Source organism: Mycobacterium sp. OAS707, assembly GCF_014873705.1.
Taxonomy (GTDB): domain Bacteria; phylum Actinomycetota; class Actinomycetes; order Mycobacteriales; family Mycobacteriaceae; genus Mycobacterium.
Window position 1 is genome coordinate 107,644 of the sequence record NZ_JADBDS010000003.1, and the last position, 20,854, is coordinate 128,497.

19 protein-coding genes are annotated in these 20,854 nt (G+C 65.6%); 7 read left to right on the top strand and 12 right to left on the bottom strand.

The window, feature by feature from the left end; translation table 11 throughout:
- Positions 1–16: 16 nt before the first annotated feature.
- From GGC64_RS18585 to GGC64_RS18595, 3 genes are read right to left on the bottom strand one after another with little or no spacing between them, the layout of a single operon-like run.
- On the bottom strand, positions 17–565 hold the full coding sequence (locus GGC64_RS18585) for a chromate transporter (RefSeq protein WP_192725167.1): 549 nt from the start codon (positions 563–565) through the stop codon (positions 17–19).
- Positions 562–1,125, bottom strand: coding sequence for a chromate transporter (locus tag GGC64_RS18590; RefSeq protein WP_192724039.1), 564 nt, complete (start codon positions 1,123–1,125; stop codon positions 562–564). Before GGC64_RS18590 ends, GGC64_RS18585 begins: the two co-directional genes overlap by 4 nt.
- Complete coding sequence (locus tag GGC64_RS18595; RefSeq protein ID WP_192724040.1) at positions 1,118–2,107, bottom strand: phosphatidylserine/phosphatidylglycerophosphate/cardiolipin synthase family protein; 990 nt, start codon at positions 2,105–2,107, stop codon at positions 1,118–1,120. Before GGC64_RS18595 ends, GGC64_RS18590 begins: the two co-directional genes overlap by 8 nt.
- Before the next feature lie 151 nt (positions 2,108–2,258).
- Between GGC64_RS18595 and prrA the strand changes: the two genes are divergently transcribed.
- Both prrA and GGC64_RS18605 read left to right on the top strand, forming a co-directional pair.
- On the top strand, positions 2,259–2,969 hold the full coding sequence (gene prrA / locus GGC64_RS18600; RefSeq protein WP_192725168.1) for a two-component system response regulator PrrA: 711 nt from the start codon (positions 2,259–2,261) through the stop codon (positions 2,967–2,969).
- A 3-nt stretch (positions 2,970–2,972) separates the two neighbouring features.
- Positions 2,973–4,313, top strand: a complete 1,341-nt coding sequence (locus tag GGC64_RS18605) for a HAMP domain-containing sensor histidine kinase (protein ID WP_192724041.1) — start codon at positions 2,973–2,975, stop codon at positions 4,311–4,313.
- Here the strand turns inward: GGC64_RS18605 and GGC64_RS18610 are convergent.
- Complete coding sequence (locus GGC64_RS18610) at positions 4,310–4,672, bottom strand: FKBP-type peptidyl-prolyl cis-trans isomerase (protein ID WP_192724042.1); 363 nt, start codon at positions 4,670–4,672, stop codon at positions 4,310–4,312. The two genes, GGC64_RS18605 and GGC64_RS18610, sit on opposite strands and share 4 nt — an antisense overlap.
- A gap of 23 nt (positions 4,673–4,695) precedes the next feature.
- Here GGC64_RS18610 and GGC64_RS18615 point away from each other — a divergent pair, with 23 nt between their 5' ends.
- Positions 4,696–4,944 (top strand): DUF2630 family protein, encoded by a 249-nt coding sequence (locus GGC64_RS18615; protein WP_192724043.1) that lies wholly within the window; start codon positions 4,696–4,698, stop codon positions 4,942–4,944.
- 17 nt (positions 4,945–4,961) lie between these two features.
- Complete coding sequence (locus GGC64_RS18620) at positions 4,962–6,479, top strand: phytoene desaturase family protein (protein ID WP_370582185.1); 1,518 nt, start codon at positions 4,962–4,964, stop codon at positions 6,477–6,479.
- Here GGC64_RS18620 and GGC64_RS18625 read toward each other — a convergent pair.
- From GGC64_RS18625 to pdxH, 7 genes are all read right to left on the bottom strand, one after another.
- Entirely contained in the window at positions 6,476–9,613 is a 3,138-nt protein-coding gene (locus GGC64_RS18625; RefSeq protein WP_192724044.1) for an adenylate/guanylate cyclase domain-containing protein, read from the bottom strand. The two genes, GGC64_RS18620 and GGC64_RS18625, sit on opposite strands and share 4 nt — an antisense overlap.
- Positions 9,614–9,661: 48 nt before the next feature.
- A complete protein-coding gene (locus tag GGC64_RS18630; protein WP_192724045.1) occupies positions 9,662–10,081 on the bottom strand; it encodes a MarR family winged helix-turn-helix transcriptional regulator in 420 nt (139 codons plus the stop codon).
- Complete coding sequence (locus GGC64_RS18635; RefSeq protein ID WP_192724046.1) at positions 10,071–11,531, bottom strand: MFS transporter; 1,461 nt, start codon at positions 11,529–11,531, stop codon at positions 10,071–10,073. Before GGC64_RS18635 ends, GGC64_RS18630 begins: the two co-directional genes overlap by 11 nt.
- A gap of 139 nt (positions 11,532–11,670) precedes the next feature.
- On the bottom strand, positions 11,671–12,978 hold the full coding sequence (locus GGC64_RS18640; RefSeq protein ID WP_192724047.1) for a citrate synthase: 1,308 nt from the start codon (positions 12,976–12,978) through the stop codon (positions 11,671–11,673).
- A 95-nt stretch (positions 12,979–13,073) separates the two neighbouring features.
- Complete coding sequence (locus GGC64_RS18645) at positions 13,074–13,733, bottom strand: TetR family transcriptional regulator (RefSeq protein WP_192724048.1); 660 nt, start codon at positions 13,731–13,733, stop codon at positions 13,074–13,076.
- A gap of 60 nt (positions 13,734–13,793) precedes the next feature.
- On the bottom strand, positions 13,794–15,071 hold the full coding sequence (locus GGC64_RS18650) for an MFS transporter (protein ID WP_192724049.1): 1,278 nt from the start codon (positions 15,069–15,071) through the stop codon (positions 13,794–13,796).
- Positions 15,071–15,727: a pyridoxamine 5'-phosphate oxidase gene (pdxH, locus tag GGC64_RS18655; RefSeq protein ID WP_192725170.1), complete on the bottom strand. Its 657-nt coding sequence runs from the start codon at positions 15,725–15,727 to the stop codon at positions 15,071–15,073. The genes GGC64_RS18650 and pdxH overlap by 1 nt, the downstream gene beginning before the upstream one ends.
- 116 nt (positions 15,728–15,843) lie before the next feature.
- On the opposite strand from pdxH, the gene GGC64_RS18660 reads away from it, so the two are divergent.
- The 3 genes from GGC64_RS18660 to GGC64_RS18670 are packed head-to-tail and all read left to right on the top strand — an operon-like array spanning position 15,844 to position 18,072.
- A complete protein-coding gene (locus GGC64_RS18660; protein WP_192724050.1) occupies positions 15,844–16,971 on the top strand; it encodes a citrate synthase 2 in 1,128 nt (375 codons plus the stop codon).
- On the top strand, positions 16,968–17,582 hold the full coding sequence (locus GGC64_RS18665) for a maleylpyruvate isomerase N-terminal domain-containing protein (RefSeq protein ID WP_192724051.1): 615 nt from the start codon (positions 16,968–16,970) through the stop codon (positions 17,580–17,582). Before GGC64_RS18660 ends, GGC64_RS18665 begins: the two co-directional genes overlap by 4 nt.
- Before the next feature lie 40 nt (positions 17,583–17,622).
- Positions 17,623–18,072 (top strand): VOC family protein, encoded by a 450-nt coding sequence (locus GGC64_RS18670; protein WP_192724052.1) that lies wholly within the window; start codon positions 17,623–17,625, stop codon positions 18,070–18,072.
- Between the two features lie 114 nt (positions 18,073–18,186).
- Here the strand turns inward: GGC64_RS18670 and GGC64_RS18675 are convergent, their stop codons facing one another.
- Positions 18,187–20,763 carry a family 1 glycosylhydrolase gene (locus tag GGC64_RS18675; protein ID WP_192724053.1) on the bottom strand — a complete coding sequence of 859 codons (2,577 nt, stop codon included), beginning with the start codon at positions 20,761–20,763 and terminating at the stop codon, positions 18,187–18,189.
- Between the last annotated feature and the right edge of the window lie 91 nt (positions 20,764–20,854).

Consider the following 20,854-nt stretch of genomic DNA (forward strand, 5'->3'; position numbering starts at 1 on the left):
ACGGCTTCCCCGCACCTCAGACGATGCCGAAGTACCCCAGTACGCCCGCAGCGAAAACCACGAGCAGCGGATTGGCCTTGGTGCGGATGAAGATCAAGGTGCAGATCGCTGTCAGCGTGTATGCCCGCCAGTCGTGGTCGGCGGCGCGGCTCATCACCAGCGACGTGGCCATGATCAGGCCGACGGTCAGCGGCGCGAAGCCCTTCTCGACAGCGATTCGCCACTTCGATTGCTGAGCCTTCTTCCAGAACAGCGTGACGGCGTACATCAGCGATGCGGCGGGCAACAGCATCGCGACCGTCGCGATCAGCCCGCCGACGATGGCACCGGGAACGCCGCCAACCGTCAGTCCCGCCCCGTAGCCGACGAGCGTCACGATCAGAATGCTTGGCCCCGGCGCGGTCTGCGAGATCGAGAAGATGTCGGCGAACTGGCTGTCGGTCATCCAGTGGTGACCCTTGACCGCCTGCAGATGCATCTCGGGAAGGACCGCGTTGCCGCCGCCGATCGACAGCAGCGAAAGCGACGCGAACAACCCCGCGACTTGCAGGTAGGTGTGGATCATGCGGGCCGTTCCCTCGGCCACGCCCAAAACAGGCTGACCGGCGCGAGGATGGCCAGCACCACCGGAAGTGGCCATCGCACAAGGCCGTTCAGCACGAAGGCCGCCGCGAAGAGCAGCACCGGCATCAGCCCCGTCAGGCACTTGCGGCCAGTTTGGATCACCATCGCCAGCGTCAACGCCACCGCGGCCGCCGAGGCGCCGTGCAGGACGCCCTTGACCGCGGGTATCTCCTTGAACCGGAAGTAGAAGAAGCCGGCCACCATGATCAGAACGACGGGCAGAAGGCAGAGGCCGACAACCGCGGCCACTGCGCCGGGCAAACCCCGCATCTTCGAACCGGCGAACACCGCCATGTTCACCTGATTGGCGCCAGGCAGGATCCGGCACATCGTCATCGCGGACAGGAACTCCGCCTCGCCCATCCACTCCTTTTCGACGACGAGCACTTCGCGTGACCACGCCGAGAGCCCACCGCCGAACGATGCGAGCGCAATGTGGTTGAACGTCCACGCGAGCTCGAAGAGCGAGACCTTGACGGGCCCCGCGTCGACATCACTCATGCATCAGATCGTGGTCGTGCGGGAAGTCGTCCTCGTGGTGCTGGGCCGGATCGAGTGGGTCCGGCGCTTCGTAGTGGTGCGAGGTGTCCCAGTCGCTGTCGAAGACCTCTTTCAGCCGCCCGACGATGGCCGGGTCCTCGGTCATGATGCCGAGCTCGCGACGCAGGTCGAAGGCGCTACGGTCGATGTTCATCGACCCCACCAGGGCCCGTCGGCCGTCGACGATGATCAACTTCGCGTGCACGCGCAGATTCTTTTGTTTGTGCACCTTGACGCCGAAGCGCCGTAGCGTCCGCAGCGACGCGAAAGTGTCGAGAATGTCCCATTCACTGATGCCGTGCTTACCGCCGCAGAGCACATGCACCTTGACGCCACGATCGGCCGCGGCGGCGAGGCGCTCCATAATGACCGCGTCGACGTACTTCGGGTGCTGCACATCCAGGCGCTCCGTGGCCGTGTCGATGAATTGCGCCATGTGATAGCGCGAATTCGAATTACTCCACAGCAGACCCTCATAAGCCGAGCAGTCCCAATCCCGATGCTCCCAGTCGGCATTGAATACTTCGACGATCTGCGCGACGTGATAGGGGTTATCGGTGATTACCCCGTAGTCGCGGGTCAGCGTGAAATACTTTTCCATCAGATTGAACGTCGCGACCAGCGCAACTTTTTCGTCGACCACAATCGATTTCTCGTGGGTCACGTAGAACTTCGGGTTGGCCCACTGCACCGCGATCCCGGCGTTTTGAAATTGCTCGAAGGTCTCATCATTGGCTCGATCGCCGCCTGATCGTGCCGCATTGAGCTGCACCCTCACATCGACGCCTGCGTTCTTCCGGTCAATGACGGCGGCGACCAAACTCGGCTCGGTGAACGTGAATTGCTTGATCAAAAGGGAATTTTGCGCGGAATTGATGAATTCGCGGACCGGATCCAAGCCGTCATCGGGCTCGACAATCAGACGCGGAGATAGCGGGAGCATGATTTCGCAGATGCTAGCACCGGGGCATTAGCGTCGCTTTGCTATCGCGTGAACGTTCAGCCGGCCGTGACACGGCGGTGATAAGACCGCAGCCACGGTGATACCGCGTCGCTTGGGTACCTGGCACATCGGCGGCAGGTCTTCAGGCAAGATTGCGGGCATGGACAGTGGAGCGGCTTCGCCCCGCGTGCTTGTGGTGGACGACGACCCCGACGTGTTGGCGTCGCTCGAACGCGGGCTGCGGCTGTCCGGATTCGATGTGGCGACGGCCGTCGACGGCGCCGAGGCGCTGCGCAGCGCCACTGAGACCCGGCCCGACGCGATCGTGCTGGACATCAACATGCCGGTGCTCGACGGCGTCAGCGTGGTGACGGCGCTGCGGGCGATGGACAACGACGTGCCGGTCTGCGTGCTGTCGGCGCGCAGTTCCGTCGACGACAGGGTGGCCGGCCTGGAGGCTGGCGCCGACGACTATCTGGTCAAGCCGTTTGTGCTGGCCGAACTGGTCGCGCGGGTCAAGGCGCTGCTGCGCCGGCGTGGTGCGACCGCGACGTTCTCGTCGGAGACCATCACGGTGGGCCCGCTCGAGGTCGACATCCCCGGCAGGCGTGCCCGCGTCAACGGTGCCGACGTCGACCTGACCAAGCGCGAGTTCGACCTGCTCGCCGTGCTCGCCGAGCACAAGACGGCGGTGCTGTCCCGCGCGCAGCTGTTGGAGCTGGTGTGGGGTTACGACTTCGCGGCCGACACCAACGTCGTCGACGTGTTCATCGGTTATCTGCGTCGCAAGCTGGAGGCCGGCGGCGCGCCGAGGCTGCTGCACACCGTCCGCGGCGTGGGGTTTGTGCTCAGGACGCAATAGGTCATGAACCTGCTGTCGCGGATCTTCCGCAGCACGCCTTCGCTTCGAACCCGAGTGGTGGTCGCGACAGCTATCGGCGCCGCGATTCCGGTCCTCATCGTCGGGACCGTGGTGTGGGTCGGCATCACCAACGACCGCAAGGAGCGGCTGGACCGCAGGCTCGACGAGGCCGCGGGCTTCGCGATCCCGTTCCTCCCCCGCGGGCTCGACGAGATTCCCAAGTCGCCGAACGACCAGGACGCCGTCATCACGGTGCGCAAGAACGGCCAGGTGTCGTCCAACTCGGATGTCGTGCTGCCTGAGCTGCCGGCCGGCTACGAGGACACCTTTGTCGACGGTGTGCGGTATCGCGTCCGCACCGTGGAGATTCGGGCACCGGAGCCGATGGCGGTCGCGGTCGGGGACACCTACGACGCGACCATCGGCGACACGAACAATCTGCACCGGCGGGTGATCATCATCTGCTTCTTGGCCATCGTCGCGTCGACCGTGTTCGGTTGGATGCTGGCCACTTTCGCGGTGCGCCCGTTCAAACGGCTGGCCCAACAGACGAGCCAGATCGATGCGGGCGACGAACCACCCGAGATCGAAGTGCGCGGCGCCACCGAAGCCGTCGAGATCGCCGACGCCGTCAAGGGCATGCTGGGCCGCATCTGGGAAGAGCAGGGCCGCACCAAGGCGGCACTCGCGTCTGCCCGCGACTTCTCCGCGGTGTCCGCCCACGAACTGCGCACCCCGCTGACCGCGATGCGGACGAATCTCGAGGTGCTTGCCACGCTGGATCTTCCCGAAGAGCAGCGCAAAGAGGTGGTCAACGACGTCATCCGCACGCAGTCCCGCATCGAGGCCACCCTCGGGGCGCTGGAGCGGCTGGCGCAGGGCGAGCTGTCGACCTCCGACGACCACGTGCCCGTCGACATCACCGAACTGCTCGACCGCGCCGCGCACGACGCGATGCGGGTGTACCCGGACCTGGACGTCTCTCTGGTGCCTGCACCGACCGTCATCATCGTCGGGCTGCCGGCCGGGCTGCGGCTGGCCGTCGACAACGCGATCGCCAACGCGGTCAAACACGGTGGCGCGACACGGGTGCAATTGTCGGCGGTCAGTTCACGCGAAGGCGTTGAGATCGCGATCGACGACGACGGCGTCGGCATCCCAGCCGAAGAGCGTCGACTGGTGTTCGAGCGGTTCTCGCGCGGCTCGACGGCGTCGGTCTCCGGCTCGGGGCTTGGCCTGGCGCTGGTCGCCCAGCAGGCCGAATTGCACGGCGGCACAGCCTCATTGGAGGACAGCCCGCTTGGCGGCGTCCGGCTGCTGCTGCGGCTGCCAGGGCCTCGCTAGCGGGTGGCCAGCAGGTCGATGACGAAAATCAGAGTCTTGCCCGACAGGCGGTGCCCGCCACCGGAGGGACCGTAGGCCTGTTCCGGCGGGATGGTGAGCTGGCGACGGCCGCCGACCTTCATGCCGGGAATGCCGTCCTGCCAGCCCTGGATCAGGCCGCGCAGCGGAAACTCGATCGACTCGCCGCGATTCCACGAGCTGTCGAACTCTTCTCCGGAGTCGTACTCGACGCCGACGTAGTGCACCTCGACGGTGCCGCCTGGCACGGCCTCCGCGCCGTCGCCGACGACGATGTCTCTGATGACGAGGTCCGTAGGAGCAGGCCCGTCGGGAAACTCGATCTCTGGCTTGGTAGTCACCGCACTCACCGTAGTCTGGATCCGTGGCCAAAGATGAAGACATTCTCGCGCAGGTCAACAAGCTCGTGGCTGAGGAGCAGGACCTACGGGCCAAGCTGCAGAGCCACCAGATCGACGAGTCCGAGGAACATCAGCGACTGCGTGCGGTCGAGGTGGCACTCGATCAGTGCTGGGACCTGCTGCGGCAGCGCAGAGCACTGCGCGAGACCGGCGGCGACGCGCGCGAGGCCAAGGTGCGACCGGCCGATGAGGTCGAGGGCTACCTGAGCTGAAGCAGCACTTCGACGCCGTGATCGTCGGCGGCGGGCACAACGGTCTGGTCGCCGCTGCATACCTGGCTCGCGCCGGTCGCAGTGTGCAGGTGCTCGAGAGGCTGGACCACGTCGGTGGTGCGGCGGTGTCCGCGCATGCCTTCGACGGTGTCGACGCCCGGCTGTCGCGCTACTCGTATCTGGTCAGCCTGCTGCCGCAGCGCATCGTCGACGAGCTTGGCGTGCGGGTGCGGTTGGTCCGCAGGCGCTACTCCTCCTACACCCCCGATCCGGCAACGGCCGGCCGCACCGGCCTGTTGATCGGGCCCGCGTCGACGTTCGGCGCGGTCGGGGCTTCCGGCGACGAAGCCGGGTTCGCGCAGTTCTACCAGCGATGCCGCGCTGTCACATCCCGGCTGTGGCCGACGTTGTTGCAACCGCTGCGCACCCGCGACGAAGCCCGCAAGCTCGTGGGCGCCGACGACGCGTGGCGGTTCATGTTCGACGAGCCGATCGGGCAGGCGATCACCGCGGCGGTGGGCAACGATCTGGTGCGCGGCGTGATGGCGACCGATGCGTTGATCGGCACTTTCGCCAGTACCGACGATCCGACTCTGGTGCAGAACGTGTGCTTCCTCTACCACCTGCTCGGCGGCGGCACCGGCGACTGGGACGTCCCTGTCGGCGGCATGGGTGCCGTCACCGGCGCACTGGCCGCGTCGGCCGCAGGACACGGGGCCGAAATCCTCACGGGTGCAGATGTTTACGCACTCGCTGAAGACGGCGAAGTGAACTACCGCCGCGACGGCCAGGAACACAGCGTGCACGCCGACGTCGTATTGGCCAACGTAACGCCCGTGGTTCTGGCGCGACTGCTTGGCGAATCCGAACCGGCGTTGACGCCAGGCGCGCAGGTGAAGGTGAACCTGATGCTTCGCCGACTGCCGCGACTGCGGGACGACAGCGTCACACCCGAGCAGGCGTTCGGCGGCACGTTCCACATCAACGAGACATACAGCCAACTCGACGTCGCATACCAGCGCGCCGAGCACGGCGTGGTGCCCGATCCGCTGCCATGCGAGATCTACTGCCATTCGCTGACGGATCCGAGCATCTTGTCGGATCGGTTGCGGGAGTCCGGTGCGCAGACGCTGACGGTTTTCGGCCTGCACACCCCGCACAGCCTGGTCGTCGGCGGCGACCCCGACCGCGCGCGGGAAGCGTTGACCTCCGCGGTGTTGAACTCGTTGAATTCCGTTCTGGCCGAGCCGATTCACGATGTTCTGATGGAGGATGCCGCGGGCCGGCCGTGCATCGAGGCGAAGACCACGCTGGATCTGGAGCAGACGCTGGGGATGACGGGCGGCAACATATTTCACGGTGCGTTGCAGTGGCCGTTCGCTGAGGACGACGAGCCCTTGAACACGCCCGCACAACGCTGGGGCGTGGCCACCGCCCATGACCGGATCATGTTGTGCGGCTCGGGTTCTCGCCGGGGCGGTGCGGTGTCGGGCATCGGCGGTCACAACGCTGCGATGGCGGTGCTGGAGAGCTAGGGCATCGCAGCTGCCCATGCCATGTGGCCCTCGAAGCCGAGTTCGGTGGCCATGTCGCGGTAGCGGTCCCTGAGATCGCCGTAGGCCCCCTCGTCGCCGCGCGCTCGGGCGAGCATAGCGCGCAATTGCATTACGGTGATGTCGCGCACCACCACACCGTCGAGCGGCGCGGCAGCCAACCTGTCAACAGCGGTTTCCGCCTGTGCTAATGCACCGCGATCGCCCTGTTCCAGAAGGGTTTCCACGAACAACCTGGTCGCGGCACTGCAGTAGGCGTACTGCTCGTTGTCATAGATGGCGTCCAGCGCAGTTTGCATTGCCTGGGCCACCCCGCGGAAGTCTCCGCCTCTGACTTGCTCCCGGGCCGTGCAGAGGGCGATGAGCGGCAGTTCCGACTTGAAGAAACTTCCGTTTTCGCACATCTGGCGCACCTCGGACAGCAGCTTCAGTGCGCGATCGCGGTCAGACGCCCCCTCGAGCAGGGCCAGCGCCAGCGTGTACGTAGTCAGGCCAACTGCATTGTGGTCGGCGAAGTTGACCGCGATCTGTCGCATTTCATCGAGCTCGGCCAGGACATCGTCGTCCGCAAGCAGTACCCCGTTGCCGACGGCCGCGGCGTACTTGTAGACAATGACGCTGGCATAAGTCAGCGGGTCGATGCCGCGCGCCATCTCGGCGGCATCATCGAAGTCGTTACGCCACCCGGAGATTCCCAACTGGTATCGCGCCACCCCACGGAATGCCAGCGCAATAGCCAACGGGGAGCCGACCAGGAAATTTCCCTTTGTCGGATCACCTTTCGCCAGCGCGATGTTGAGCTCCGACCAGCGCAGGATGTCGTCCATCTCACGGGTTTCCTGTTTGATTGCCATTGGCCCGAAGCACATTCCGACCATGAAGTCGGAATCCCCTATCGCCTCCAGCAGCGCCTCGTGCTCGGTGGCCAGCCGTGAGGCGTCGCGAACGCGTCCTCTTGCCATCCGCTCGGTCATCTCACCGAGCATCCCCATTGCCAGTGACCGCTTATCGTCGGCCTGCGAACATAGATCTCGCAACTCACCGAATCCGGAATCGGCGAAACTCGAAGCCGACCGATAGGTCGTTGCACACAGCTGGGTTCGAGGCGCAATGCGCATCCGCAGCCGATCCGGATCGTCCGCTGGCAGCGCGTCGGCGATGTCCCTTGCGCGCGACCAGCTTGTTCGCGCCGCCGTGATATCACGAATGATCGACCACGCGCCTGCCCGCATGTGCCACTCGTATGCTGCGCGGGGGTCACCGGCGGCCTCGAGATGCTCGGCGATGAGGGCGGCGTTCTGATCGTCGGGTTCGATCGTCTCCGCCAGCCGCCGATGTAGCTGCGCACGATCGGATTTGAGTTGGGATTCGTACGCTACGGCGCGGATCAGACCATGCCGGAACGCGAACTGCGGCCGGGGCGCGAACGCAGTCTGATCGATCAGCTCGGCAGCGACGAGCTCGCTCAGCGCCGGTTCGATCTGCAGCGCCTCCAGCATTTCGGGCCCGAACTGAGATCCGATCACCGCCGCGGCGTTGAGTGCGCGCTTCGCCGCGGGGTCCAGACGGTCGATGCGAGAGGCGATCACGGCCTGCAATGTGCTCGGCACGTTGACATCTCGAGCCGGCTCGACGCACAGGTAGCATCCGCGCCCGCCGATCAACACGTCGCGCTCCCTCAGATCCCGCACGATCTCCTCGGCGAAAAATGGGTTGCCCCCGGCACGCTCGGCGACCAAATCGGCCAACTCGGCCACCGATCTGTCCTCACCCAGCAGCTCAGTGCTGAGCTTCGACATGTGCGCATCGTCGAGCGGTTCAAGAGCAATGGTCTGCATGCGAGGGGCACGGGTAAGCGCACCACTGTATTCCGGGCGGTATGTGATCAGCACAAGGGACCGAGTTCGCGGCACGACGGCGATGAAGTCCGAGAGCATCGACTCGCTGATGTCGTCGATCCAATGCGCGTCCTCGATGACGTAGACGGTCGGCGTATCCCTCGCAAGCGCCGCGGCGTTCACCATTGCGGCGATCCGGCGTCGCCTGGCGTCGGGATCCATCATGGGCAGCGCAGCTGCTGGATCGCCGATGCCAAGCAGATCTTCGAGGATGATCAGATCCTCTTCCTCAGCTCCTGAAAAGCGTTCCCGTATCTGCGCTCGCGCCGCATCGTCGGTCAAACCCTGCGCGTTGGTCGTCGCCCTCAGCAGAGCCCCCGCCGCGTGAAAAGGGATGTCGGCAGTGTGTGACTCGCACAGCGTCGTGGCCACCTCGACGCCCATATCCGTTGCACACGAGCAGATCTCGCGCAGCATGCGAGTCTTACCGATGCCCGGCGGACCGACGAGGCTGACCACACATCCGCGTCCGTTGACCGCCCGTTCGAGAAGTCCGCGCAGTGCAGCCATCTCCCAGTCCCTGCCGACGAACGTTGTCTCGACTCGAGTCGCACGCCGTCCCGAAGCGATGCCCAGCAGACGGCGTGCGGGCACTGGTTCGTGGCCGCCCTTGATGTGGACAAGCTCGGGATCGCCCAGCATGGTCGCGTTCTCCACCAACCGCGCTGTCGATTCGCTGACCATCACCCCACCGGGCGGCGCCGCCGACTCCATCCGCTGGGCCATGCCCACCTGCTCGCCGACGGCGGTGTAAGCCAAAGGGCCAGAGCCGATCTCGCCGGTGATCACGCCACCCGAGTTCAGCCCGATGCGCAGCTGCAACACCACATGGTCGCGACGCTCGACCTCATCGTCGAGGCTCTTTACGTCCTTTTGAATGTCCAGCGCCGCCCGACAGGCGCGGACCGCGTGATCCTCCAGCGCAATGGGTGCGCCGAAGACGGCCATCAGGCCGTCGCCGGTGAACTTGTCGACAGTGCCGCCGTAGCGGTGGACGATCGCAGAACACCGGTTGAAGAGCTCACCCATGATCTCCCGCAGCCGCTCGGCACCCAGCGTGGCCGCGATATCCATCGAATGAACGACATCGGCGAAGAGCACCGTCACTTGCTTGTATTCAGCGCGACTTTCGATGGATGCGACGGGTGAACCGCAGGCGTCACAGAAGCGGGCGCCCTCGCGTGGCTCGGCGCCGCAGGTTCCGCACGGTGTCGCCACGCCTCAATCGTGCCGCCGAGACGCAGGCCCGGCTGTGAAATGGCCTGATTATTTCGCGCCAATCTGGTCGAGGATCTTCTTCAGCGCCTTGAGCTGCGCAGGGTCCAGAGCTGCCAGGGCATCGGGCGCCGGATCCTCGACCGCGTCTATCTTGGCGATCACGTCGCGGCCCGCGTCGGTCAACGAGACGACCTTGCACCGCCGGTTGGTGGGATCGGTTTCGCGGACCACCAGCCCGCGGTCCTCGAGGTAGTTGACGGCGACGGTCGCCGCGGGCGCATCCATCGTCGCGGCGTGCGCCAGCTGCTTGACCGTCATCGGTTGGCGGCTCAGCCGCTTGAGGACGCGAATTCTGCTGAACGGCAGGCCGCTCTGTTCGATGACCGCCCGCTTCCACGCGTCGCGGTTGTCGATCACCAAAGCGGCCATTGCGCGCCAAACCCCGTCGGCCAGAGCATTACTTGACATCGGCACCCTCGTATCGAACGTTCGGCCCCGCGATCAACGGTGCCAGTCGGTCAGCGGAGCGCAATGCCCGTTGCGACGTCGAGAACAGGCCCATGACGAGGATGACGACGCCGAGGCCCGCGCACGCCAGCCACAGCGGCCGCGCCGCAACCGCGAAGTCCGCGCCCGTCGTCGACAAGGCCGAGCCCAGCACCGAACCGCACAGCGCCACACCGACACTCACGCCGACCTGCCGGCTGGTCGAAGCGACCGCAGAGGCTGCGCCCGCGCGGTCGGTCGGCATGCCGCTGACGGCCGCATTGGTGATCGGCGCGTTGACCATCGAGAAACCGATGCCGAACACCGAGAAGATCACCAGCAGCTGCCATACCGCGGTGGTGATGGTCAGCCGAGTGAGCAGCAGCGTCGCCGCGGTGATCAGCGTGCCAGCGATCAGCAGCGAGGGACGTGCGCCGAAACGCCCGACCAACCGGCCCGAAAGCGGCGAGAAGACCAGCGCGCCAACGGCTATGGGCAAATACAGCAGGCCCGTGCGCATGGCCGAGAAGCCACGTTCGACCTGGAGGTACAGCGAGATCATGAACAGGAACGCGCCCCATGAGGCGAAGGCACACACCGCGATCATCGTCGCCGACGCGAACGGGATGCTGCGAAAGAACCGCAGATCGATGAACGGGTCGTGGCGGCGCGACTCGTAGCGCAGGAACGCGGCGAAGGCCAGCGCGGCCACGACGGCGACGACGACGATGCGGGTGTCGGCCCAGCCCCGCACCGGGCCCTCGATCAGCACGTAGACAAGACCGAACAAGAACGCCATGCCAAGGCCCTGGCCGACGGGATCGACGTCGCGCATGGTTACTGACCGGGACTCGGGCACGAAGATGGCTGTCAGCACGATGGCGAGCGCGCAGATCGGCAGGTTGATCCAGAACACCGCGCGCCAGTTGACCAGTTCGATGAGCAGGCCGCCGACCATAGGACCGAGCGCCATCGAGATGCCGACGACGCCGCCCCACACGCCGATCGCCCGCGCGCGCTCGACCCGGCCGGTGAACACCTGCGTGATGATCGACATCGCAACCGGGTTCAGCATCGAGCCGCCGACGGCCTGCAGCATGCGCGCAAGGATCAAGACTTCGATGGTGGGCGACAGGCTGCACAGCAGCGAGCCGAGCGCGAACACCGTCAGCCCGATCTGAAAGGTGCGCCTTCGCCCGAAGCGGTCGGCGGTCGCGCCGGAGAGCAACAGCAGCGAGGCCAGCACCAGGGTGTAGATGTCGATGACCCACTGCAGCTGCGACGCGGTTGCCCGCAGGTCGGCGCGGATGTTGGGAATGGCGACGTTGACGATCGTCGCGTCCATCGACACGATCAGCAGGCTCAGGCAGCAGGACACCAGGATGATGCCCTTGCGCCGAGCGCTCAGCGATCGGACGACAGTTTCATTCACACAACTATTGTGAAACTACAACTGTTCGCAATGCAAACGCCGATGTCGTGAAATGCGTCGCAGGGCGACGAGCGACCTCAAATTGCCAACCATCAACGGCGCGTCGCCGTACAAACATGGTCGCTCACCGCCGTGAGAGCTAGCGGGCGCCGAGGTCCTGGTAGTCGCGCTCGGTGTAACCCGTGTAGATCTGGCGGGGACGCCCGATCTTGCCGCTGCCGTCCTCGTGCATCTCACGCCAGTGCGCGATCCAGCCCGGCAGTCGGCCGACCGAGAACAGCACCGTGAACATCCGCGTCGGGAAGCCCATCGCGCGATAGATCACGCCGGTGTAGAAGTCGACGTTCGGGTAGAGCTTGCGCTCGACGAAGTAGTCGTCGGTCAGCGCGACCTCTTCGAGAGCCTTGGCGATGTCCAGTAGTTCGTCGTCGCCGCCGAGCTTGCCGAGAATCTTGTCGGCCTGTTCCTTGACGATGCGCGCCCGCGGGTCGTAGTTCTTGTAGACCCGGTGGCCGAAGCCCATCAGCTTGACGCCGTCTTCCTTGTTCTTGACCCTCTTGACGAAATCCTGCACATCGCCTTCGGACTGGCGGATCTTCTCGAGCATCTCCAACACGGCCTGGTTGGCGCCGCCGTGCAGCGGGCCCCACAGCGCATTGATGCCACCGGAGATCGACGTGAACAGGTTCGCCTGCGACGAGCCGACCAACCGCACCGTCGACGTCGAGCAGTTCTGCTCGTGATCGGCGTGCAGGATCAACAACAAGTCAAGCGCGCGAACGACTTCCGGGTCCACCTCGTACGGCTCGGCGGGGAAGCCGAACGTCATCCGCAGGAAGTTCTCCACCAGGCTCAGCGAGTTGTCCGGGTAGAGGAACGGCTGGCCGACCGACTTCTTGTACGCATACGCCGCGATGGTCGGCAACTTGGCCAGCAGCCGGATCGTGGACAACTCGACCTGCTCGTCATCGAACGGGTCCAGCGAATCCTGGTAGTAGGCGCTCAACGCGTTCACCGCACTGGACACCACCGGCATCGGGTGCGCGTTGCGCGGGAAGCCGTCGAAGAACCGCTTGAGGTCTTCGTGCAGCAACGTGTGCCGCTGGATCTGGGTGGTGAACTTCTCCAGCTGGTCCTTGGTGGGCAGCTCGCCGTAGATCAGCAGGTAGCTGACCTCGATGAAGTTCGACTTCTCTGCCAGCTGCTCGATCGGGTACCCGCGGTAGCGCAGGATGCCTGCTTCACCGTCGATGTAGGTGATGGCGCTCTTGGTGGAGGCGGTGTTGACGAAGCCTTCGTCGAACGTGGTGTAGCCGCTCTTGGCCAACAGCGAACCCAGCGCGATTCCGTCGGCCCCCTCGGTGGCGCTGACGATGTCCAAATCAAGCTCGCCACCCGGGTACGTCAGGCTTGCGTGCTCGCCACCACTGGAGGAGTTATCGGCCACGGGAATCCCTTCGTCGCTGCCGGCAATACGGAAGTCTGTCCTACAAAAGGTAGTCCCATTCCAGCAGTCGTGCCCGCGTGGGGTCGGGCTGTTCGCTAGGCGGGCTGCGCGGCGTCTTGAATTTCGCCCATGAACTCGTCGAACGTCGCCTCCAGCCGAGAGATGACGCCGTCGACGTTCTCGTTCTGCCAGTCGACGCCCGGTTCGGAGAGATCGCCGAGCGCAGTCATGATGATCGACCCCCACATCGCGGAGATCAGCCTCAACCGCCGGTGGCCGAGTTCGACGCCCATCCGCTTGGCCAACTCGACATTGACGGCATGGGGACGGTACTCGAGGGCGGCTTGCTTGAGGCTCGGCGAGGTCATGATGATCCGGACGATGCACATCATTCGGTCCTCGGACAACGACCCGACCGGAGCGGTCTTCGTGGCCGAGTACATCGAAATGTATGACCGGCGCAGCGCCTCGAAGTGGTTCAACTCAGGGGGTTGGCGGGCCAGTTCGAGTGCGGCGAGGTCGATCGCGTCGTCGATGAGGGCGAAAGCGATGGCGTCCTTTGTGGCGAAGTAGCGGCTGAACGTGCGCGGCGAGACCTCGGCGATCGCGGCGATCTGATCGACCGTGGTGCGCTCGAAGCCCTGCCTTTCGCACAGTTCGACGGCGGCATCGAGCAGGGTTGCACGGGTGCGCTGCTTCTTGCGTTCCCGCAGACCGAGGGCCGGCTCCCCCCTGACATCAGCCACGTAGGGCATGCTAACTCCGCTGAGTGTGTATTGACTCAGAAAGTGGCAAAGCCAGACAGTTGACGCTGGTCAGACTTTGTCGCCCTCGGTCACCCGATAGCGGACAAATGCCGGAACCGCCGCCGCGGCGATCAGTACGCCAACCACCACCAGCCCGCCGCCACCGGCCGCTGCGACCGTCGTGCCCACCACCGCGGCTGCTGCGCCGTGCACCGCGTCGGCCAACCGTGGCCCGCCCGCGACGACCACGGTGAAGACGCCTTGCAGTCGGCCCCGCAGATCGTCGGACGCCACCTGCTGCAGAATCGTCGAACGGAACGCCGCCGACACCATGTCGGCCGCACCACCAATAGCCAAGAACGCCAACGCAATCCAGAGCAACGCCCCGGTATGGCCGTGGGCGAATCCACCGGCAACACCGAACCCGATCATCGCCGCGCCCCACACCACGATCGAGACGACCACGGCCAGGCCCTGGCGCTGAATGCGGGGGAACCAGCCGGAGAAAACCCCGCCGGCGACCGCGCCTGCCGACATCGCTGCAGCCAGCAGCGCCATCGTGGTGCCGCCCTCGACCGGTCCTCCGAAGCTCTCATGCGCCATTTGCGGGAACAACGCCCGGGGCATGCCGAGGATCATCGCGATCAGGTCGACGACGAATGACATCAGCACCACCTGGTTGCCCGCCAGGTAGCGGAAGCCGTCAAGGACCGCTTTGAACCCGTAGCCCGACGTGCCGTTTGCGCCGTTGGTCGGTGGCATCGGCGCGAGCCGAAACGTCGCCCAGATCGGCGCGACGCACGTGATCGCGTCGATCAGATACAGCGTGGACAGGTCGACCCAGTGCAGCATCACGCCTGCCAGCAGCGGACCGACGATCGCGCCGAACTGGAAAACCGTGAAGTTCAGTGAGTTGGCGGCGGCCAACTGGTCGCCGGGAATCATGCGGGGAATCGCCGCCGACCGGGTCGGGCTGTTGATCGCATAGAACGCCTGCTGCACCGACAGCAGCGACAGCACCACCCAGACGTTGTTCAGCGACAGCGCGGCCTGCATCCACAGCAGCACCGACGAAAGCGCGAGCCCGATCGAGGCGATGATCAACAGCTTGCGGCGGTCCATCGCGTCGGCCCACGCCCCGCCGAGAAGCCCGAACACGATCAGCGGAACCAACGCGAACAACCCGGACAGCCCGACGTAGGCGGAGTTCTGCGTGAGGGCGTAAAGCTGCACGGGCACAGCGAAGATGGTCAGGTTGCCGCCGATGACCGTGACGATCCCGGACAGCCACAGCCGCCGGAAGTCCGGTGTTCTCAGCGGGGTGGTGTCGGCGAAGAACTTCCGCACTACGGCTGGAGCCGCTCGATACGGGTTTGCACCGCCGCCGGCAGCTCGGTATCGGTGACGACCCGAATCCTGTTGTGCACCCGGTTTTCCCGGCCCTGCCAGAACTCCACGACCTCGGGTGCGATGAGATAGCCGCCCCAGTTCGGTGGCACGGGCACCTCTGCATAGTCGGCGAATCGCTGCGTCACGTCGGCCAACTGTTCCAGCAGCGCCGCTCGCGAGGCAATCGGTTTTGACTGCTGCGACGCCCACGCGCCCAACTGCGAGCCGCGCGGCCGGTTGCGCCAGTACGCGGCAGTCGCCTCGGCGGACACCTTGGTCACCGGGCCCCGCACATGGACCTGGCGGCCGAGTAGATACCACGGGAAGGTCGCCGAGGCGTACGGCGTCGCCGCGAGTTGCTCACCCTTGGCGGAGTCGTAGTTGGTGTAGAAGGAGATGCCGGATTCGTCCACGCTCTTGCACAACACGGACCGGGTGACGGGCCTTCCCCGCTCGTCGACCGTTCCGACGACCATCGCGTTGGGCTCCGCTACGCCGGCGTCCTCGGCTTCGGCCAGCCACTTGCGCAGCAGCGCGACCCAACCATCGGCGAGCCAGTCCGCGTCGAGGTCGGGGCTGCCGTCCTTCTCGAGGGCGCCGTACTCGACACGCATTCTGGCCAGGTATTCCTCATCACGTGTGGCCACGCGACAACGCTACGCTTTCGCCGTTCGCCGGCTTGTTACCGACCGGTAGACAAGGTCGGGGAAACGAGTGCAAGAATCTGGCCATGACTACGACGTCAGCGGTACCGGAAGACTTCGTCGAGGGGCTCGAGGGCGTGGTCGCCTTCACCACCGAGATCGCCGAGCCCGACAAAGACGGCGGCGCGCTGCGGTATCGCGGCGTCGACATCGAGGACCTGGTCAACGGCCACATCACCTTCGGCGACGTGTGGGCGCTGCTGGTCGACGGCAAGTTCGGCCACAGCCTGCCGCCCGCCGAGCCGTTCCCGCTGCCCATCCACAGCGGCGACGTCCGCGTCGACGTGCAGGCCGGGCTGGCCATGCTGGCACCGATCTGGGGCTACCCACCGCTGCTGGACATCGACGACCAGACCGCGCGCGACCAGTTGGCGCGCGCGTCGGTGATGGCGCTGTCATACGTCGCGCAGTCCGCGCGCGGCATTTATCAGCCCGCCGTCCCGCAGCGCACCATCGACCAATGTTCCACCGTCACAGAGCGATTCATGACGCGGTGGCAGGGCGACCCGGACCCCAGGCATGTGGAGGCCATCGACGCCTACTGGGTGACTGCAGCCGAGCACGGCATGAACGCGTCGACGTTCACCGCGCGGGTGATCGCGTCGACGGGGGCGGATGTGGCAGCGGCGCTGTCGGGAGCCATCGGTGCGATGAGCGGTCCGCTGCACGGCGGTGCCCCGGCCAGGGTGATCCCGATGATCGAGGAGGCCGAAAAGACCGGTGACGCAGGCGCGGTCGTCAAGGGCATCCTCGACCGCAAAGAGAAGTTGATGGGCTTCGGGCACCGCGTCTACCGTGCCGAGGATCCCCGGGCACGGGTGTTGCGGGCCACGGCCAAGCGACTGGAGGCGCCCCGCTACGAGGTGGCGGCCGCGTTGGAACAGGCGGCGTTGGCTGAACTTCGTGAGCGCAGGCCCGACCGCGCCATCGAGACCAACGTCGAGTTCTGGGCCGCGGTCATCCTGGACTTCGCCCAGGTACCGACGAAGATGATGCCCGCCATGTTCACCTGCGGCCGCACCGCCGGCTGGTGTGCCCACATCCTGGAGCAGAAGCGACTCGGCAAGCTCGTCCGTCCCGCGGCCATCTACGTCGGACCCGATCCGCGCAGTCCCGAATCCGTCGAGGGTTGGGACCAAGTCGCCAAGTCGTGACTGATCCGGTCGGGATATTCGCCACGGCGGCACGCAGTTTCGCCGCGCTGGTACACGACCTGCCTGCCGACCGCTGGGACGGACCAGGCCTCGGCGAGTGGGAACTGCGCTCACTGGTCGGGCACGCGTCGCGCTCGCTGATCACGGTCAGTACCTATCTGCTGCAGCCCGCGTCGACCGAGGACATCCACAGCCCGCAGGAGTACTACGCCAGGGTGAATCCGGCCGCGCTCGGACTCGCACCCGACGGTGTCGTCGAGCGCGGAAGGCAAGCCGGCCGGGATCTGGGCGAGGACCCGGCAGCCACCGTCGACTCGTTGGTGGCGCGGGTGCTCGACGAGCTCGCCAGCGCAGGTGACCCGCTGATCACGGTGATCGGCGGGGCGGGAATCCGGCTACACACGTATTTGCCCACACGGACGTTCGAGCTGGCGGTGCACAGCCTGGATATTGCTCGGGCCGTTGGTATTTCGTATACGCCGCCCGACGAGGTGCTCGAAGACGCGACGGTGTTGGCGGCACGGATCGCGGCAGCAGAAGGCCATGGCGCGACGGTGCTGCTGGCGTTGACGGGACGCGAGGAGTTGCCACGGTCGTTCTCGACCGTCTGAGTTCACCCACTTGTCGGTGGGCAGTGCTTAGGTGGGCAACATGGCAATCGAAGTACAACCCTCCCTGTCCCCACATTTGTGCGTCGACGGCGCGGCCGCTGCGATCGACTTCTATGTCAAGGCGTTCGATGCCGTTGAGCTGGGCCGAGTTCCAGGACCCGACGGAAAGCTGGTGCACGCCGCGCTACAGATCAACGGCTCCACCGTGATGCTCAACGACGACTTCCCCGAGTACAACGACGGCAAGTCGTCGACGCCCGCAGCGCTCGGCGGCACCCCGGTCACCATCCACCTCACCGTCACCGACGTGGAGTCGAAGTTTCAGCAGGCGATCGACGCAGGGGCCACCGTGGTCGCCCCGCTGGACGACCAGTTCTGGGGCGACCGATACGGCATCGTCCGCGATCCGTTCGGCCACCAGTGGTCACTGGGCCAGCCGGTGCGCGAAGTCAGCCCGGAGGAAATCGCGGAGGCGATGAAGCAGGGGTAGTAGCTCGCCCCCGGGTCCCTGCTTTAGGGCATATGTGGTGAATTGCCCGGCTCTTGGCGACTTTGTCGCGCGTAGCGACTTTGTCGCCGAGAGCCGGACAAAGCCAGGTGCCTCCTAGACGACGCCCGGGATGTACATCCCCAACAGAGCCAGCGGCAACCCGTTGTTCGTGGTGATCTGGTTGATAGCGAAGATGCTGGCCGGCTTCGGGGTTCGTTCCAGCTCGGGTGTCGTCGGGTCGGACCCATAGAGGCCGAACTCGAGGTCATAGCCGTTGGCCCATTCGAGGTTGTCGACGAACGACCAGTACGTATAGCCGCGGATGTCCATGCCGTGCGCGATCTCGTCCTGCACCACCGCGATGTGGTTGACGATGTACGACGGCCGCTTCGAGTCGTTGGCGTCGGCGATACCGTTCTCCGTGACCCACAACGGCTTTCCGTATGACGCCGCGATGTCGAGCACCTCGCGGAAACCGCCGGGATCGGTGGGCTGGTTGAAGTCGCTGCACGTCGGTTCGGACGCCGCGCAGCGTACGGGAAGTCCCTTCAGCCAAGGGAATCCGGGTATCGGCGCGACGCCGAAACCCTGCATCGGCTGCGACCCGTAGTACTGCACGCCCATGAAGTCGACCTTGTTCGCCATGTCGGGGTGCAGCTCGTCGGGGGTCTGGATGCCGTCGAGGTTGGCGTCGACCCAGCCGTTGATCACCGCGTTCGGGAACCACCGGTTGTAGAAGGCGTTCCACGCGTCGGCGGCCTGCACGTCGTTCTGATTGACCGGGTTGGCCGGGCGCGCGGGGATCATGTTGTTGGCGAAGCCGACGAACGCGGCGGGCTGGCCAGCCGTCGCAACGGTGGTGTCCCACTTGTGCATTTCGTCGTAGGCCGCCACGTAGCCCTTGGCCTCGTTGACAAGGAAGGTCGACGCGAGGTCCGGCCGGATCAGGCCTGGCGGCCAACTCGGCACCAAAGTGGGGATTGCGAGGAACTCGGTCAGCACCGGCGGCACCGGTTCGTTGAGCACCGTCCAGTTGTCGACCTGGTCACCGTACTTCCACGCGACGTACGCGGCGTACTTCTGGAATTCCACTGGGGTGTCGGACGACAACCAGCCCGCATCCTGCGCGGGTAGTCCGAGCTGGGCGAGCAGTCGCGTGGTCGTCGGGTCATGCACCCAGCTCGGCAGGGTGAAGTGGTTGACCGTGATCAGCGGTTCCAGATCGTGTGCCCGCAGCGAGGTGAACACGTCGCGATAGTGCTGGACCTCGTCCGGGTTGGCCAGTGCGTCCAACGCTTGCAGATCCGCCTGACTGACGCCGCCGCCTTCATCCGAGATATCAACGGATGCAGTCGAATTCGGGAAGATCCGGCTCCATTCGATGCTCATCCGGAAGGTGTTCATGCCGAGGGCGTCATGGGCCAGCCCCGCGTCGCTGTCGTATTGGACGTATGTGCCCGGCCCGTTCTCGGGCACGCCGTGCGTCAGCCCGAGCAGCTGATTGATCGGATCGTGCACCCACTTGTACCAGTCGGAGTTCGGATCGACGGGCGAGCCCGGGCCGCCCTCGGCCTGGAATCCTGCGTGGGCGACGCCCCAGTGGAAACTCGCCGGGAAGGACAGGTCGACGCCGGCTTGCGGGTCGATGTTGACGATGACGGTTTGCGCCACCGCGTCACCGCCGCCGGGGTTGAGGAAACTGCCGAGGATCGGCACGAATTTGGCCAATCCCAGCGGACCGTGCACGTGCAGACCTGCCGACTCGTCGCTGACCACGACCGTGAACTGATCGGTGCCGCCGACCGCGAGCATCGCGTTCATCGGCCGGTAGGTGAAGTTGCCGTTCTGGTCGACTTCGACGGTTCCGCCGTTGTGCGGCGTTCCGACGACCGTGTACGTCAGTGGGTCGCCGTCGGGGTCGACAGCACCGAGGTTGCCGGTGACCAACCCGTTCGATTGCGGGTTGAGCACGGGGTGGATGGTCGGCGTCCCGTTGAACAATTCACGGCGCACCCACGCCAGCAGCGTCCACACCGTCGGCGGCTGGGCCGGCCCGGCCGGAGCGCCCGCGGCGAACGGGTCGAGCACCGCCTTGACCACACTTGACACCAGGCCGCCGACATAGGTGACGACGGTGGCCGGGTCGTAAGCCGTCGGCCATGGCCGCAGCGACGCGACGTTCGGTGTCGCGATGGCGGCAGTTGACAGTTCGGTGGCCGCCGACATCGTCTGCGCTGCAAAGGAACTGGCGGGCTTGTCGACCTCGCTGGTGTCGGTGTCGACGGCGGCCTTCGAAGCGGTATCGACCTTCACCTCGGCGCCGTCGACCTCGGCGGTGGGCGCCGACACCTTCGCCTTGGGTTTGGGCTTCTTCGTCGGCTTCGTCGCCGGTTCGTCGTCCTTCGATTCCACGCTCGTGTTGGCGCCCCCGGTGCTGACCACGACACTGGTCGGGGTCTGCGACGCTGTCGACTCAGGCGACGGTGAGGCCGTGGTATCCGAACCCTTCGGCTGCTCGGTGGCAGTCGAGTCCGACGTGGTTGTCGACGCCGACTCCGAGGAGGAACCGCCTGGCGCACCTGACGTGTCCGCCCATGCCTGTCCGCACCCGTATCCAGTGGCGACCGCAACGCCGACCCCCAGCGCTACGGCCAATCCCCCAACCCGACCGACGTACATCGATGAACGCATTGTCTTCGTATACGCCGGCAATCATCGGGGCGAGGGTTTTTGCGAAAGACAACAGGCCGCCCCCTGGCCGCAGTCCAATCCCGCCTCCAAC

Bases quoted from the DNA above. Each gene is read 5' to 3' on its own strand.
- GGC64_RS18660 (WP_192724050.1), top strand. From the start codon at position 15,844: ATGACTACGACGTCAGCGGTACCGGAAGACTTCGTCGAGGGGCTCGAG.
- GGC64_RS18670 (WP_192724052.1), top strand. From the start codon at position 17,623: ATGGCAATCGAAGTACAACCCTCCCTGTCCCCACATTTGTGCGTCGAC.
- GGC64_RS18605 (WP_192724041.1), top strand. From the start codon at position 2,973: ATGAACCTGCTGTCGCGGATCTTCCGCAGCACGCCTTCGCTTCGAACC.
- GGC64_RS18630 (WP_192724045.1), bottom strand. From the start codon at position 10,081: ATGTCAAGTAATGCTCTGGCCGACGGGGTTTGGCGCGCAATGGCCGCT.
- GGC64_RS18585 (WP_192725167.1), bottom strand. From the start codon at position 565: ATGATCCACACCTACCTGCAAGTCGCGGGGTTGTTCGCGTCGCTTTCG.
- GGC64_RS18675 (WP_192724053.1), bottom strand. From the start codon at position 20,763: ATGCGTTCATCGATGTACGTCGGTCGGGTTGGGGGATTGGCCGTAGCG.
- pdxH (WP_192725170.1), bottom strand. From the start codon at position 15,727: ATGCGTGTCGAGTACGGCGCCCTCGAGAAGGACGGCAGCCCCGACCTC.
- GGC64_RS18595 (WP_192724040.1), bottom strand. From the start codon at position 2,107: ATGCTCCCGCTATCTCCGCGTCTGATTGTCGAGCCCGATGACGGCTTG.
- GGC64_RS18590 (WP_192724039.1), bottom strand. From the start codon at position 1,125: ATGAGTGATGTCGACGCGGGGCCCGTCAAGGTCTCGCTCTTCGAGCTC.
- GGC64_RS18645 (WP_192724048.1), bottom strand. From the start codon at position 13,733: ATGCCCTACGTGGCTGATGTCAGGGGGGAGCCGGCCCTCGGTCTGCGG.